14 protein-coding genes are annotated in these 13405 nt (G+C 68.9%); 4 read left to right on the top strand and 10 right to left on the bottom strand.

The window, feature by feature from the left end:
- Positions 1-19 precede the first annotated feature (19 nt).
- From ASF30_RS17570 to ASF30_RS17560, 3 genes are read right to left on the bottom strand one after another with little or no spacing between them, the layout of a single operon-like run.
- Positions 20-1492, bottom strand: coding sequence for an aldehyde dehydrogenase (NADP(+)) (locus ASF30_RS17570; RefSeq protein WP_055909692.1), 1473 nt, complete (start codon positions 1490-1492; stop codon positions 20-22).
- The gene (locus ASF30_RS17565) at positions 1489-2679 is read right to left on the bottom strand and encodes an acyl-CoA dehydrogenase family protein (protein ID WP_055909688.1); all 1191 of its coding nucleotides are present in this window, start codon (positions 2677-2679) and stop codon (positions 1489-1491) included. Before ASF30_RS17565 ends, ASF30_RS17570 begins: the two co-directional genes overlap by 4 nt.
- Positions 2676-3938 carry a CaiB/BaiF CoA transferase family protein gene (locus ASF30_RS17560; protein ID WP_082468010.1) on the bottom strand — a complete coding sequence of 421 codons (1263 nt, stop codon included), beginning with the start codon at positions 3936-3938 and terminating at the stop codon, positions 2676-2678. The genes ASF30_RS17565 and ASF30_RS17560 overlap by 4 nt, the downstream gene beginning before the upstream one ends.
- A gap of 89 nt (positions 3939-4027) precedes the next feature.
- On the opposite strand from ASF30_RS17560, the gene ASF30_RS17555 reads away from it, so the two are divergent.
- The 3 genes from ASF30_RS17555 to ASF30_RS17545 all read left to right on the top strand — a co-directional run bounded on the left by ASF30_RS17555 (position 4028) and on the right by ASF30_RS17545 (position 7025).
- Complete coding sequence (locus tag ASF30_RS17555; protein WP_055910459.1) at positions 4028-4837, top strand: FadR/GntR family transcriptional regulator; 810 nt, start codon at positions 4028-4030, stop codon at positions 4835-4837.
- Complete coding sequence (locus ASF30_RS17550; protein WP_055909685.1) at positions 4806-5540, top strand: cache domain-containing protein; 735 nt, start codon at positions 4806-4808, stop codon at positions 5538-5540. The genes ASF30_RS17555 and ASF30_RS17550 overlap by 32 nt, the downstream gene beginning before the upstream one ends.
- Before the next feature lie 117 nt (positions 5541-5657).
- The gene (locus ASF30_RS17545; protein ID WP_055909682.1) at positions 5658-7025 is read left to right on the top strand and encodes an NAD-dependent succinate-semialdehyde dehydrogenase; all 1368 of its coding nucleotides are present in this window, start codon (positions 5658-5660) and stop codon (positions 7023-7025) included.
- A gap of 180 nt (positions 7026-7205) precedes the next feature.
- Here the strand turns inward: ASF30_RS17545 and ASF30_RS17540 are convergent, their stop codons facing one another.
- The 3 genes from ASF30_RS17540 to ASF30_RS17530 are packed head-to-tail and all read right to left on the bottom strand — an operon-like array spanning position 7206 to position 9463.
- The gene (locus tag ASF30_RS17540) at positions 7206-7976 is read right to left on the bottom strand and encodes an amino acid ABC transporter ATP-binding protein (RefSeq protein WP_055909679.1); all 771 of its coding nucleotides are present in this window, start codon (positions 7974-7976) and stop codon (positions 7206-7208) included.
- Positions 7963-8628: an amino acid ABC transporter permease gene (locus ASF30_RS17535; protein ID WP_055909676.1), complete on the bottom strand. Its 666-nt coding sequence runs from the start codon at positions 8626-8628 to the stop codon at positions 7963-7965. The genes ASF30_RS17540 and ASF30_RS17535 overlap by 14 nt, the downstream gene beginning before the upstream one ends.
- 34 nt (positions 8629-8662) lie before the next feature.
- A complete protein-coding gene (locus tag ASF30_RS17530) occupies positions 8663-9463 on the bottom strand; it encodes an amino acid ABC transporter substrate-binding protein (protein WP_055909673.1) in 801 nt (266 codons plus the stop codon).
- 241 nt (positions 9464-9704) lie between these two features.
- Here ASF30_RS17530 and ASF30_RS17525 point away from each other — a divergent pair, with 241 nt between their 5' ends.
- Positions 9705-11210 carry an APC family permease gene (locus tag ASF30_RS17525; protein WP_055909670.1) on the top strand — a complete coding sequence of 502 codons (1506 nt, stop codon included), beginning with the start codon at positions 9705-9707 and terminating at the stop codon, positions 11208-11210.
- Between the two features lie 120 nt (positions 11211-11330).
- Here the strand turns inward: ASF30_RS17525 and ASF30_RS17520 are convergent, their stop codons facing one another.
- The 4 genes from ASF30_RS17520 to rplK form a co-directional block, all read right to left on the bottom strand.
- Positions 11331-11540: a hypothetical protein gene (locus ASF30_RS17520; protein WP_055909667.1), complete on the bottom strand. Its 210-nt coding sequence runs from the start codon at positions 11538-11540 to the stop codon at positions 11331-11333.
- Between the two features lie 159 nt (positions 11541-11699).
- Positions 11700-12053: an iron chaperone gene (locus ASF30_RS17515; RefSeq protein WP_055909664.1), complete on the bottom strand. Its 354-nt coding sequence runs from the start codon at positions 12051-12053 to the stop codon at positions 11700-11702.
- 115 nt (positions 12054-12168) lie between these two features.
- On the bottom strand, positions 12169-12858 hold the full coding sequence (rplA, locus tag ASF30_RS17510) for a 50S ribosomal protein L1 (protein WP_055824575.1): 690 nt from the start codon (positions 12856-12858) through the stop codon (positions 12169-12171).
- Positions 12859-12931: 73 nt separating this feature from the next.
- Positions 12932-13360 (bottom strand): 50S ribosomal protein L11, encoded by a 429-nt coding sequence (gene rplK, locus ASF30_RS17505; protein ID WP_055909661.1) that lies wholly within the window; start codon positions 13358-13360, stop codon positions 12932-12934.
- Between the last annotated feature and the right edge of the window lie 45 nt (positions 13361-13405).

Genomic DNA, 13405 nt, shown 5'->3' with positions numbered 1-13405 from the left:
CACACGGCGGGGCATGCATTCACTCGGCGGCAGCGGCGGCAGGCACCACCAGCACCCCGTCCTCCCGCCGCGGGATTCCGAGCGGGTTACCGTCGGCCAGCTCCGCCGGGAGCACCGACGCCGGAGCGTCCTGGTAGGCGATCGGCTGCAGGAACCGGCGCATGGCCGACGCCCCCACCGAGGAGTGCACCGAGGCCGTCGTGGCGGGCCACGGGCCGCCGTGCTGCTGGCCCCACGCTATGGCCACGCCGGTCGGCCAGCCGTTGAAGATCACGCGGCCCGCGATGCGCGACAACGCCGCGGCGAGCGCCGGCACGTCTTCATCGGGAGCGTGGTGGATGCTGGCCGTGAGCGAACCGTCGAGCAGGGCGAGCGCCGCGCCGAGGGCTGCGGGGTCCGCATCCGTGTAACGCACAAGCACGGTGAGCGGACCGAAGTGCTCCTCGAGGAACACCTCCGGCGCCGCGGCGAACGACTCGAGGGTCACGGCAACGACCAGGGGCGATGCGGCGTCGGCACCCGATCCGCCGTCGAAGACCACCTCGACGTCGCTGCGCTCGAGCAGGGCCTCGGAACCGCGCGCGAACGCCGTCTCCATCCCGTCGGTGAGCAGCCGGTGGCTCGGAACACCGGAGAGTGCGGCAGAGAGCACCGACTCGAACCCGGTCTCGGCCGGAACGAACACCAGGCCCGGCTTGGTGCAGTACTGCCCGCCGTCGCGGGTGAACGAGGCCGCGAGTCCGGCGGCGATGGAGGCGACGCCGTCGGGGGTGGCGGCCGCGGTCGGAGTGATGACGACGGGGTTGATCGACCCCAGCTCACCGTAGAACGGGATGGGTGCCGGCCGGGCGCAGGCGAGGTCGAACAGAGCGCGTCCGCCCCGGGTCGAGCCCGTGAAGCCGACGGCCGAGACCAGCGGATGCTGCACCAACGCGATCCCGGCATCGACGCCCTCGACCATCCCGAAGCATCCTGCCGGCGCCCCCGACTCGTCGAGCACCCGCTCGGCGAGGGACGCGACCCGACGCGACAGCTCGGGATGCCCCGGATGCGCCTTGACCACCACGGGGCAGCCCGCGGCGAAGGCCGACGCCGTGTCGTTGCCGAGCACCGAGAAGGCGAACGGGAAGTTGGAGGCCGCGAACACGGCGACCACCCCGATCGGTCGCAGCATCCGTCGCAGCGACGGACGAGGAGGCAGCAGGGAACCGTCGGCCGAGTCGATCGTGGCCTCGAGGTAGCTCCCCTCGATGGCGACCCCGGCGAAGAAGCGCAGCTGGTTCACCGTGCGGGTGATCTCGCCGTCGAGCCTGCCCTCGGAGAGGTGGGTCTCGATGCGGGCTATGGCCAGCAGCTCGGCACGGTCGGCGTCGAGGGCGTCGGCGAGAGCGTGCAGCCAGAGCGCACGGGCGGCCCTGTCGGTCAGGGAGAACTCGGATGCCGCTGCTGCGGCGACGATCGCGTCGATGGTGTCAGGCGTCGTCTCGCTCATGCGAAGGCCGCGATTCCGGTGAGCTCGCGGCCGAGCACGAGTTGGTGGATCTCATCGGTGCCCTCGTAGGTGCGCACCGACTCGAGATTGGCCATGTGCCGCATCACCGGGAAGGCGTTGGTGATGCCGTCGCCCGCCAGGATCGAGCGCGCCTCGTGCGCGATGTGCAGAGCCTCACGCACGCTGTTGAGCTTGCCGACGCTGATCTGCGCCGGCGTGAGAGCGCCGCGCTCCTTGAGTCGACCCAGGTGCAGGGCGAGCAGCACGCCCTTCTCGTATTCGACGAACATGTCGGCCAGCTTGCCCTGTACGAGCTGCCGAGCTCCGATCGGCTCGCCGAAGACCTCGCGGGTGCGGGCCCGGCCGAGGGCCGCCTCCAGACAGCTGCGCGCTGCGCCCATCGCGCCCCAGACGATTCCGTAGCGTGCCTCGTTCAGGCAGGAGAACGGGCCCGACAGCCCGCGAGCACCGGGCAGCATCGCATCGGCGGGCAGCCGCACGCCCTCCAGCGTCACGTCGCACTGGATCGAGGCGCGCATCGAGAGCTTGCCGTCGATGGGCGTCGCGGTGAATCCGGCGGTGTCCGTCGGCACGACGAAACCGCGCACGGCCGTCGAGCCGTCGGCGTCAGTCGCCCTCGCCCAGATGACGGCGACGTCGGCGATGCTGGCCAGGCCGATCCAGCGCTTGGCTCCGTCGAGCACCCAGTCATCGCCGTCGCGGCGGGCCGTCGTGGTCATGGCCGCGGGGTCGCTGCCGCCACTCGGCTCCGTGAGCCCGAAGCATCCGATGGCCTCACCCCTCGCCATGCGTGGAAGCCAGTGCTGCTTCTGCTCCTCGCTGCCGTGCTTGTAGATGGCCGACATCGCGAGCGACCCCTGCACCGACACGAAGGTGCGCCAGCCGCTGTCTGCCGACTCCAGTTCGAGGCAGACCAGGCCGTACGCGACGGCACCGGCACCAGCGCAGCCGTAGCCCTGCAGGTGCATGCCGAGGAAGCCCGCCGCCCCGAGCTCGGCCACCAGTTCACGGCGGAAATGCTTGTTCTCGAAGTCGTCCTCGATGACCGGCAGGATGCGCTCGGTCGCGAAGGCGCGTGCCCTCCGCTGCCAGTCGCGCTCCTCCTCCGTCAGCAGGGAGTCGAGGTCGAACACTGTGTCGACGATCAGTGCGGTGTCTGTGCTCATGCTGTTCCTTCGGTGCTGGGATCGAGAAGCTGGTCGCTGACGGATGCCGGTGCCATCGGGCTTCCGGATGCCGGAACCGGGGCCGGCCCGGCGGGTGAGTCGAGCCAGTCGGCGCCGGCGTGCTCGCCGAGCCGGGGCGCGCGCGAGCTGTAGGCGGCGGGTCCGCTCGCGAGGTGGATCGGGTTGGCGATGGAGCGGCTGTCGTCGACGTCGACGACAGGTGCGAGGCCCAGGGACTCGGCGAAGGCGATGGCCTCGCCGACGTCGTTGACGAGGCCGGCGGGCACGCCGACGCCGTTGAGGCGCGAGACCCAGTCGGCCGCCGGAGCCGAGGCGAGGCGACCCTCGATGAGCGCGCGCAGTTCGGCGCGGTGCGCAACCCGCAGCGGGTTGGTGGCGAGGCGGGGGTCGCCGAGTGCCGGGTCATCCAACACTCCGGCCAACGCGAGGAACTGCCTGTCGTTGCCCACGGCGATCACCAGGTCGCGGTCCGCCGCCCGGAAGGACTCGTAGGGGGCGATGCTCGGGTGCGCGTTCCCCATCCTCCGGGGCGCGACGCCGGTGGCGAGGGTGCTCGACGCCTGGTTGACGAGACCCGAGAGCAGGCTGGAGAGCAGGTCGACCTGCACCAGCGAGCCGGGTGCCGCCGTGCCTGGGCCGGTCGACCCTGCAGCCGCATCCCGGGCCCGAAGAGCCAGCAGGATGCCGGAGAGGGCGTTGAGCCCCGTCAGCACGTCGACGAGAGCCACCCCCGCCTTCGTCGGATCGCCGTCGGGGGCGCCGGTCACGCTCATGAGCCCGCCGACGGCCTGCACCAACAGGTCGTAGCCCGGCAGGCCGGCGCCCTCCCCCGCGCCGAAGCCCGTGATGGAGCAGTACACGACACCGGGATTGGCCGCGCTGACGGCGGTGAAGTCCAGTCCGAACCGCTCCATGACGCCGGGGCGGAAGTTCTCCACCACGACATCGGCCGAGAACGCCAGCCGTCGCGCCTCGGCGAGGCCGGCATCCGTCGACAGGTCCAGCACCACCGAGCGCTTGTTCCGGTTCACCCCGGCGAAGTAGGTGGAGGCACCGGATGCATCGACCGGCGGAGCCCACGACCGGGTGTCATCGCCGGTCGGCGACTCGATCTTCACGACGTCGGCGCCGAAGTCGGCGAGCATCATCGTGGCGTACGGGCCGGCGAGCACCCGCGAGAAGTCTGCGACGCGCACGCCGGAGAGTGCTCCGCGCCGTGCCCCGTCGTCGCTCGTCATCCATCCGCCTTCGCATGTCCCGAATGCGATTCATCCTAGACCGAATGATTTTCTGAGAGCCAGCCCCCGGTTCGGTTAGGGTGATGCCCATGGGCGAATCACAGGCGAGGGCCGAGGCGTCGACGCCGCGGGTCGGATCGGCCGCACGCGAGGCGATCTTCGCGCAGCTGGCCGACACCGGACGCTCGGAGCAGGTCGCCCAGCGCCTGACCGACGCCATCATCCTGGGCGTTCTCGCCCCCGGTGAACGCCTGCCCAGCGAGCCCGACCTGTCCCGTCGCTTCGGCGTCGCCCTCATCACGGTGCGCGAGGGCCTCGGCATTCTGCGCGACGCCGGCCTGGTCGAGACGCGTCGCGGCCGCGAGGGCGGAAGCTTCGTCACCGGAGACGCCGAGCACGGTGGTCTGCTCGACGCCCGCCTGCACGCCCTCACCCAGGTCGAGCTCTCCGACATGGCGGTCTACTTCGCCACGATACTCGCCGGCTGCGCCGAGCGGGCGGCCGTGCGCGCCACCGATGCCGAGGCCGAGCGCCTCGCCGCCCAGGTCTCCGGCATCGACGTCACCACCCCGGCCGCCGCCCGCTTCGACATCGGCGGACTGTTCCTCGAACTCGCCGTGCTCAGCCAGTCGGCGCGCCTGGTGCGCGAGCAGATCCGGGTGCAGGCCGAGTTCGGCCCGCTGCTGCTGCTCGCCCTCGACGACGACGACACCCGCGTCGCCGTGCTCGGCACGAGCACCGCCATCGCCGCCGCCGTGGGCGCCCATGCCCCGGCCGTCGCCCGGGAGCTCGTGTCGACCATGGTGCAGTCCCTCGCCGAGGGCCTGCTCACGGCCAAGACCCGCCTGCACCGCGAGGAGGTGCGCCGTGACCGCGACGCTGCCGACGACGTCGCCTGAGCACTGCGCCGGTGCCGTCAGCGATCTGTTCGCCGACGTGTTCGCCCAGCTCGCCGGCTGGCGCGAGGAGATCGTGGGCGCCGTCGCCGATCCCGGTGGGACCGCGTCGGCCGCATCCGTCGACGACCTCGTCTCGTCTCGGGTACTGCCTGAGCTGACCCGCGTCGACCCGCTGCTCGTCGGCGCCGGCTTCATAGCGGCTCCGGGCATCGTCGCCGGACGCGACGTGCACTTCGCCTGGTGGCTCGGACCACTCGACGCCGGGCCGCTGTTCGGGAGCACCACCGAGCCCACTCGCCTCGATCTCACCACACGCTCGCACGCCGAGTACCTGCGCGACGTGCGCGACCTCGAGTGGTACGCGACCCCGGCCTCCACCCACGCCACCCATGTGACGGGTCCCTACGTCGACCATCTCTGCACCTGCGACTACATCCTCACCGTGACGATGCCCGTGACAGCGGCCGACGGCGACGGGAAGCGGATGCTCGGGGTCGTCGGAGCCGACATCGCCGTGCGCCGCCTCGAGCAGGAGCTGCTCCCACTCCTCCTGCTCATCGACGAACCGCTCGCACTGGTGAACGCCGCCGGACGCGTCATCATCTCGACGGACCCGACCGCCCAGCCCGGAGCTCTCGTCGGCACCCCCGCCGCACAGTTCGTCTGCGCGGGCACCCCCCTCGCGATCGATCGCCTGAGCTGAATCATTGCAAACCGGATGTTTTCTGGCGGCCGGTGATTTAGGCTGATCCTCGTGCAGCAGTGACGCGGCGCCACCGTCGATCCGCATCCAGCACGTTCACGTCACGAAGGGACTGGCATGACCGACTACGCAGTGATCGATCCGGCAACCGGGGAGACCGTCCAGAGCTACCCCACGATCACCGATGAGGCCCTGACGGCCGCGATCGCCTCCGCGGATGCGGCTCACTCCGGCTGGTCGCGCTCCACCAGCCCCGCCGATCGCGCAGCGCTCATCCGTCGCGTGGGCGAACTGCACACCGAGCGCCGCGAGGAGCTCGCCAGGATCATCGTGCGCGAGATGGGCAAGCCGATCGAGCAGGCCCTCGGCGAGGTCGACTTCGCCGCCGACATCTACGGCTACTACGCCGACATCTCCCCCGACGTGCTCGCCGACGAGCCGGTCAAGCTGCTCGCCGGAGAGGGCAGCGCCGTCATCCGCCGCAGCTCGCTCGGCGTGCTGCTCGGCATCATGCCGTGGAACTTCCCGTACTACCAGGTCGCCCGTTTCGCCGGACCCAACCTCATCATCGGCAACACGATCCTGCTGAAGCACGCTCCGCAGTGCCCCGAATCGGCCGCGGCCATCGAGCAGATCTTCGCGGATGCCGGCTTCCCCGAGGGCGCCTACGTCAACATCTACGCCACCAACGAGCAGATCGAGAAGGTCATCGGCGACCGCCGTGTGCAGGGCGTCTCGCTCACCGGATCGGAGCGCGCCGGTGCCGCCGTCGCCGAGATCGCGGGCCGCAACCTCAAGAAGGTCGTCCTCGAGCTCGGCGGGTCCGACCCGTTCGTGCTGCTCAGCACCGACGACCTCGACAAGGTCGTTGAGGATGCTGCCGCGGCACGCCTCGACAACACCGGCCAGTCCTGCAACGCGGCCAAGCGGTTCATCGTCATCGACGACCTCTACGAGGACTTCGTCGCCAAGCTCACGGCCAGCTTCGCCGCCACCCAGCCGAGCGACCCCACCTCCGAGGAGAGCAAGCTCGGCCCGCTCTCGTCGGCGACGGCCGCCGACCGCCTGCAGGACCAGCTCGACCGGGCCGCAGCACAGGGTGTCACGGTGCACGCGACCGGCGAGCGCAATGGCAACTACTTCGCCCCGGTCGTGCTGACCGACATCTCGCCTGAGGCGGACGCCTACCACGAGGAGTTCTTCGGCCCGGTGGCATCCGTCTACCGCGTCGAGTCCGAAGAGGCCGCGGTGACGCTGGCCAACGACACCCCGTTCGGTCTCGGTTCCTACGTCTACACGACGGATGCCGATCAGGCTGCGCGGGTCGCCGACCGCATCGAGGCCGGGATGGTCTTCGTGAACCTCGTGCTCGCCGACGGCGTCGAACTGCCGTTCGGCGGCGTGAAGCGTTCAGGCACCGGCCGTGAGATGGGCCGCCTGGGTGCCGACGAGTTCGTCAACAAGAAGCTCATCCGCGTCGGCTGACCCCTCCGCTGATCGAGTAGCCCGCGCGCGCAGCGAGCAGGCGTATCGAGATCACTCCAACGCCCCGTCCGACTCGGCACTGGTCTCGATACGCGGCCTCGCTGCGCTCGGGCACCCTTCGACCAACGGCAACTCGTCCCGCTGATCGAAAAGCCCGCGCAGTGAGGAGGCGTATCGCGATCAGTCGAGGGGCCGCAGGATGCGGTCCAGGAACTTCCGTGTGCGCTCGTGCGTCGGCGCCGTGAACAGTTGCTCCGGCGCTCCGCGCTCCACGATGACGCCGCCGTCCATGAACAGGACCTCGTCGGCCACCTGCCGCGCGAAGCTCAGCTCGTGGGTGACGACCACCATGGTCCAGCCCTCATCGGCGAGCCCCTTCATGACCCCGAGCACGTCGCCGACCAACTCGGGGTCGAGCGCACTCGTCGGCTCGTCGAAGAGCAGCAGGTCGGGCTTCAACGCCAACGCGCGCACGATGCCGACGCGTTGCTGCTGCCCGCCCGACAGCTCGTGCGGGTAGGCGTCGCGCTTCTCCGCGAGGCCCACCCGCGCGAGCAGGGCCTCGGCCTCGGCGATGGCCTCGGCCTTGCGCACCCGCTGCACCTGCACCGGGCCCTCGATGACGTTCTCGAGCACTGTGCGGTGCGGGAAGAGGTTGTGCTGCTGGAACACCATGGCCGACCGGTTCCGCAGGGCGTCTCGCGACGCCTTCGACACGGGCTGGGAGAAGTCGATCGACGGGCCGGGCTCGAACGACACGACTCCGGCATCCGGAGTCTCGAGGCCGTTCAACGAGCGCAGAACCGTGGTCTTGCCCGATCCGCTCGGACCGATGAGCACGACCACCTCACCGCGGGTCACCTCGAGGTCGATGGAGCGGAGGACCTCGGTCTCGCCGAAACTCTTGCGCAGCCCCGAGACCGCGAGCAGGGGAACCTCAGTGCGCGACATAGCGGTCCAATCTCTTCTCCAGCCGATTCTGGCCACTCGAGAGCACCAGGCAGATCAGCCAGTACACGAGCCCGGCCTCCATGTAGATCAGCAGGAACTCGCTGCTGAAGGCGGCGATCTTCTGCGCCACCCGGAACATCTCGGTGACGAGGATGATCGAGGCCAGTGACGTGTCCTTCACCAGTGAGATGAAGGTGTTCGAAAGCGGTGGCACGGCCACGCGGGCCGCCTGCGGCAGGATCACCCGGCGCAGGGTCAGCCTGCTCGACATGCCGATCGTGTAGCCGGCCTCCCACTGCCCCCTGGGAACACTGAGGATGGCGGCACGGATGATCTCGGCCGCGTAGCCGCCGACGTTGAGCGAGAACGCTATGACGGCGCTCGGCCACGGGTCGATGACCCAACCGATCGAGGGCAGTCCGAAGAAGATCACGAACAGCTGGACGAGCAGCGGCGTGCCGCGGATGATCGAGATGTAGACGCGGGCGATGCCCGAGATCACGCGATTCCTCGAGAGCCGCATGAGCGCGACCGCGAGCGCTATCGCGAGACCGAGCACGAACGAGATGAGCGCCAACGGGATGGTGCCCGTGATGGCGCCCCAGACCAGCGGCCAGAACGAATCGAGCAGCAGCTGTAAGCGGTCGTCCATCAGCGCAGGCTACAGCGTGGCGACTCCGCCACCACTACTTCGAGACGTCGGCGCCGAAGTACTTCTCGCCGATCTTCGCGATGGTGCCGTCGGCGGTGAGCTCGTCGAGGGCGCCGTCGACGGCCTTCACCAGGGCGGTCTTGTCCTTCGCGAAGGCGAAGGCGCTCAGCGACGGGTCGTCGGTCTCGGCTGCGACACGGATGCCGCTGTCGCCCTTGGTGTTCACGTAGTCGAGGTACGTGAGCTTGTCGTTGATGGTGGCGTCGACGCGACCCTGCTCCAGCAGCGCGACGGCCTGGGCCCAGCCTTCGACGGCCTCGACGTCGGCGCCGTTCTGCTCGGCGATGGCGTACCAGTTGCTGGTGAGCGACTGGGCCGACTTCTTGCCGTCGAGGTCGGCGAAGTCGTTGATGTCCTTCGTGCTGTCCTTGACCACGAGTACGCCGGGCGATGAGGTGTACGGCGTGCTGAAGAGGTACTTCTCCTCACGCTCCGGGTTGATCGACACCTGGTTGGCGATGACGTCGGTGCGACCGGAGTCGAGGCCGGCGAAGATGGCGTCCCACTGGGTCTCCTGGAAGTCGACCTTCAGGTCGAGCTTCTTCGCGACGGCGTTGATGATGTCGACGTCGTAGCCGGTCAGGTCGCCGGTGCCGTCCTCGTGGAAGCTGAACGGGCGGTAGGTTCCCTCGGTCGCCACCGTCAGCACCCCGGCCTTGGCCAGGCCGTACTCGTTGCCGGCATCCGACCCGTCGGAGGACCCGGAGGCGCATCCGGTGAGGGCGAGGGCGACGGCCGCGGCGGCGGCGAGAACGGCGAGGGGGGTGCGACGCATGAGAGGAGCATTCCGATCTGTGGAGCTGGGGGCGCGAGTACCGCGCCCCCGAAGGAAACCTCCAGTCCAGCACGGGCATTCCCTCCTGCGCGAATCTCATGACGGCCGGTTGCGCGAATCAATCATCCGGCGCTATAGCTTTGCGACCGGATGATTCGCTATCGTTGCGGCACACACAGTGAGGTGGTGACGGATGCCGGTGGCATCCGCGGCTCCTCTCGGCTTTCACCGAAAGGTCACGATGTCAGTAGAACCGCAACCGCGCGAGGCGATCACCGACCAGGAGCACCTCAACGTGCTCGGCTACGAGGACTCCTTCAACCGGTCGATGTCACTGTGGGCGAACTTCGCCCTCGGCTTCACGTACCTCTCGCCCCTGGTCGGCGTCTACTCGCTGTTCGCGCTGGCACTGAGCGTCGGCGGTCCGCCGTCCATCTGGTGGATCATCATCGTGGGAACGGGCCAGCTGCTCGTGTCGCTGGTGTTCGGCGAGGTGGTTTCGCAGTACCCCATCCACGGCGGCATCTACCCGTGGACGCGCAGGCTCTGGGGCCGGCGCTACGCCTGGATGGCGGCGTGGGTCTACATCTGGGCGATGATCGTGACGATCACCGCGGTCGCTGAGTTCGGCTCCGGGTTCGCGGCCAGCCTGTTCGGCATCGAGTCGAACCCGACCTCGACCCTGCTGATCACCCTCGCGTTCCTCATCGTGGCTCTCGCGATCAACTTCACGGGCACCAAGTCCCTCGCCCGCGTCGCACGCATCGGCCTCGCCGCCGAGCTCATCGGCGTGATCGGCGTCGGCCTCTACCTGCTCATCTTCCAGCGCCACCAGGACTTCGGAGTGTTCTTCGACACCATGGGGGTCGAGGGAGACGGCAGCTACGGAGCGGCGTTCCTCGGTGCCGCCCTCGCCGGCCTGTTCCTGTTCTACGGCTTCGAGGCCTGCGGCGACGTGGCCGAGGAGGTCGAGAACCCGGCCAAGCGCATCCCGGTGGCGATGATCATGACCATCCTGGTCGGCGGGGTCTCGGCGCTGTTCGCCTTCGGCGGCTACGTTCTCGCGGCACCCGACCTGGCATCGATCGTCTCCGGAGAGGATGCCGACCCCATCCCCGGCATCCTCGAGGCCTCCCTCGGCGTCGTGGGAGCGAAGATCTTCCTCGTGATCGCCATCACCGCGTTCCTGTCCTGCGTGCTCAGCCTGCAGGCGGCGGCCAGCCGGTTGCTGTTCTCCTTCGCCCGCGACGGCATGATCCCCGGGCACGCCTGGCTCTCGAAGGTCTCGGCCGGTGCCAAGGTGCCCACGAACGCGCTCATCGTCGCCTGCACCATCCCGGCTCTCATCGCGGTGCTGGTGTGGATCAACGCCGACCTGCTCGTCCCGGTCACGTCGTTCGCCGTGCTCGGCATCTACGTCGCGTTCCAGATGGTCGTGCTCGCCGCCCTCAGGCAGCGGTTCAAGGGCTGGAGGCCGGCCGGTCCGTTCTCCCTCGGCGGGTTCGGCTTCGTGGTGAACATCGTGGCGCTGGCCTACGGCATCTTCGCCATGGTCCTGCTGGCCATCCCGGGAACCTCCGGGGACTTCTTCACCGACTACGTCGTGCTCATCGGCCTGGGCGTGGTGCTGATCACCGGCCTGCTCTACCTGTTCATCGCCCGCCCCGACCGCAAGTCGACGGCTCCAGCCGGCGATGCGATCGTGGTGGCGGAGAAGCTGCGGGCGCACGGCACCGCAGTGCGCTGAGGTCAGCCCGATCCAGACAAGGTGATGCCCCCGACCCTGAACTGTCGGGGGCATCATGCCGGAGTGCTCGGGCGCTCCAGCGACCGGACGGACCGACGGGATGGCGGACCGTCCGGACGTCTATTCGAGGTTGTCGACCGGGGTGGTCTCGTCCATCGGGTCGCCGTCCTTGGCCGTGAGCCCGAGGGTGTCATCGGGCTCGGTCTGGCGCCAGTCGGCCTCGACGGGTTCCTTCTCGGACCTGCCGGGCTGTGCCGTCCCGTCGGCGTTCACGGTCTCGTCGGGCTGCTCGAGCACGTCGGGCTCGTCCGCTGTCGTGGGGTCGCTCATGTCGACCTCCTCTCGTGAGACGGATGCCGTCTCTCACCATCGACGCTACCCAGTCGAGGCATCAGCCCGCAGGGGATTGACAGGGGCACGAGAACCGCTTCGACCACGTCGAACGGGACGTCGTGCCCGCTCCTCCAGGGGGCTCAGAGACCAGCGGTCTCAGCCCAATGCAGCGTCGATCTCATCGCGGCGGGCGACGACGATGCGCGTCACCACGTCGTCCGGCAGCGGCTTCTCTGCGCTGAAGCGGATCGTGCCCTTCGACAGGGAGTACCCGGCGAGGGCGCCGGCGACGGAATCGACGACCTCAGGGCTGAACGGGAAGACCGACAGGTGCTTCGCCGTCGCGCGCACGCTGATCAGCGGACGCCCGCGGTAGCGCAGCGCCGCCATGCCGTAGCTCATGCCCTGTTCGGCATCCGGGACGATCTCGATGGTGCGATCACGGATGCCGCTCAGCACGTCGCGATCCGCCCCGTCGAGTGTGGCCAGGTAGTCGTCGAGCTCGCCCATGCGGCCATACTGCCAGCGCAGCGGTGGGGTACGACAGTCCGATCCGCATCCGGGAGGGAAGCAGAAAGGGCCCGCCGAAACCGGCGGGCCCTTCTGTGCTGCGAGCAGCGAATGCTTACAGAGCGTTGATGTCCAGCGGGATGCCGGGGCCGAACGTGGTCGACACGGCGCCCTTCTGGATGTAGCGGCCCTTGGCGCTCGACGGCTTGAGGCGGACGATCTCCTCGAGAGCGGTCTTGATGTTCTCGTCGAGCTGCTCGGCGGTGAAGCCGGCCTTGCCCACGACGAAGTGCACGTTGGCGTGCTTGTCGACGCGGAACTCGATCTTTCCGCCCTTGATGTCGGAGACGGCCTTGGCCACGTCCGGCGTCACGGTTCCGGTCTTCGGGTTGGGCATGAGGCCGCGGGGGCCGAGCACCTTTCCGAGACGGCCGACCTGGCCCATGAGCTCGGGGGTCGAGACCGCCGAGTCGAAGGAGGTGTAGCCGTCGGCGACCTTCTGGATGAGCTCGGCGCCGCCGACCTCGTCAGCGCCGGCTGCGATGGCAGCCTCAGCGGCGGGACCGGTCGCGAACACGATGACGCGGGCGGTCTTGCCGGTTCCGTGCGGGAGGATGACGGTGCCGCGCACCATCTGGTCGGCCTTGCGCGGGTCGACACCGAGCTTCAGCGCGACCTCGACGGTCGAGTTGAACTTGGCGGAGCCGGTCTCGCGAGCGAGCGTCACTGCCTCGGTGGGGGTGTAGAACTTGCCGTCTTCGATCTTCTCGGCCGCGGCGCGGTAGGCCTTTGACTTCTGTGCCATGTTGTTTCTCCTTGAGAGAGTGTGGTCGTCTGCGCCTGGCGGGCGCTGCCACGAAATGTCTTGTGGAGGTCGATTACTCGACCGTGATGCCCATCGAGCGAGCGGTGCCGGCGATGATCTTCGACGCAGCGTCGAGGTCGTTGGCGTTCAGGTCGACCATCTTGGCCTCGGCGATCTCGCGCACCTGGGCCTGCGAGAGCTTCGCGACCTTGACGGTGTGCGGGGTTCCGGAACCCTTGGCGACGCCGGCGGCCTTCTTGATGAGCTCAGCGGCGGGCGGGGTCTTCAGGATGAACGTGAACGAGCGGTCCTCGTAGACGGTGATCTCGACGGGGACGACATTGCCGCGCTGCGACTCGGTCGCCGCGTTGTAAGCCTTGCAGAACTCCATGATGTTCACGCCGTGCTGACCCAGAGCCGGGCCGATGGGCGGGGCCGGGTTGGCTGCGCCGGCCTTGATCTGAAGCTTGATCAGACCAGTGACCTTCTTCTTCGGTGCCATTGTTTTCTCTCTTTCTTGAACGAATACTCCGCATGCCGGAGCACT

The sequence above is a fragment of the Leifsonia sp. Leaf264 genome, from assembly GCF_001422325.1.
Classification (GTDB): Bacteria; Actinomycetota; Actinomycetes; order Actinomycetales; family Microbacteriaceae; genus Orlajensenia.
This window is presented reverse-complemented; position numbering and strand designations above follow the sequence as displayed.

What these genes read in the sequence shown, in the direction of transcription:
- ASF30_RS17570 (WP_055909692.1), bottom strand. Translation starts at nt 1,492, where the DNA reads ATGAGCGAGACGACGCCTGACACCATCGACGCGATCGTCGCCGCAGCA.
- ASF30_RS17565 (WP_055909688.1), bottom strand. Translation starts at nt 2,679, where the DNA reads ATGAGCACAGACACCGCACTGATCGTCGACACAGTGTTCGACCTCGAC.
- ASF30_RS17560 (WP_082468010.1), bottom strand. Translation starts at nt 3,938, where the DNA reads ATGACGAGCGACGACGGGGCACGGCGCGGAGCACTCTCCGGCGTGCGC.
- ASF30_RS17555 (WP_055910459.1), top strand. Translation starts at nt 4,028, where the DNA reads ATGGGCGAATCACAGGCGAGGGCCGAGGCGTCGACGCCGCGGGTCGGA.
- ASF30_RS17545 (WP_055909682.1), top strand. Translation starts at nt 5,658, where the DNA reads ATGACCGACTACGCAGTGATCGATCCGGCAACCGGGGAGACCGTCCAG.
- ASF30_RS17540 (WP_055909679.1), bottom strand. Translation starts at nt 7,976, where the DNA reads ATGTCGCGCACTGAGGTTCCCCTGCTCGCGGTCTCGGGGCTGCGCAAG.
- ASF30_RS17535 (WP_055909676.1), bottom strand. Translation starts at nt 8,628, where the DNA reads ATGGACGACCGCTTACAGCTGCTGCTCGATTCGTTCTGGCCGCTGGTC.
- ASF30_RS17530 (WP_055909673.1), bottom strand. Translation starts at nt 9,463, where the DNA reads ATGCGTCGCACCCCCCTCGCCGTTCTCGCCGCCGCCGCGGCCGTCGCC.
- ASF30_RS17525 (WP_055909670.1), top strand. Translation starts at nt 9,705, where the DNA reads ATGTCAGTAGAACCGCAACCGCGCGAGGCGATCACCGACCAGGAGCAC.
- ASF30_RS17520 (WP_055909667.1), bottom strand. Translation starts at nt 11,540, where the DNA reads ATGAGCGACCCCACGACAGCGGACGAGCCCGACGTGCTCGAGCAGCCC.
- ASF30_RS17515 (WP_055909664.1), bottom strand. Translation starts at nt 12,053, where the DNA reads ATGGGCGAGCTCGACGACTACCTGGCCACACTCGACGGGGCGGATCGC.
- rplA (WP_055824575.1), bottom strand. Translation starts at nt 12,858, where the DNA reads ATGGCACAGAAGTCAAAGGCCTACCGCGCCGCGGCCGAGAAGATCGAA.
- rplK (WP_055909661.1), bottom strand. Translation starts at nt 13,360, where the DNA reads ATGGCACCGAAGAAGAAGGTCACTGGTCTGATCAAGCTTCAGATCAAG.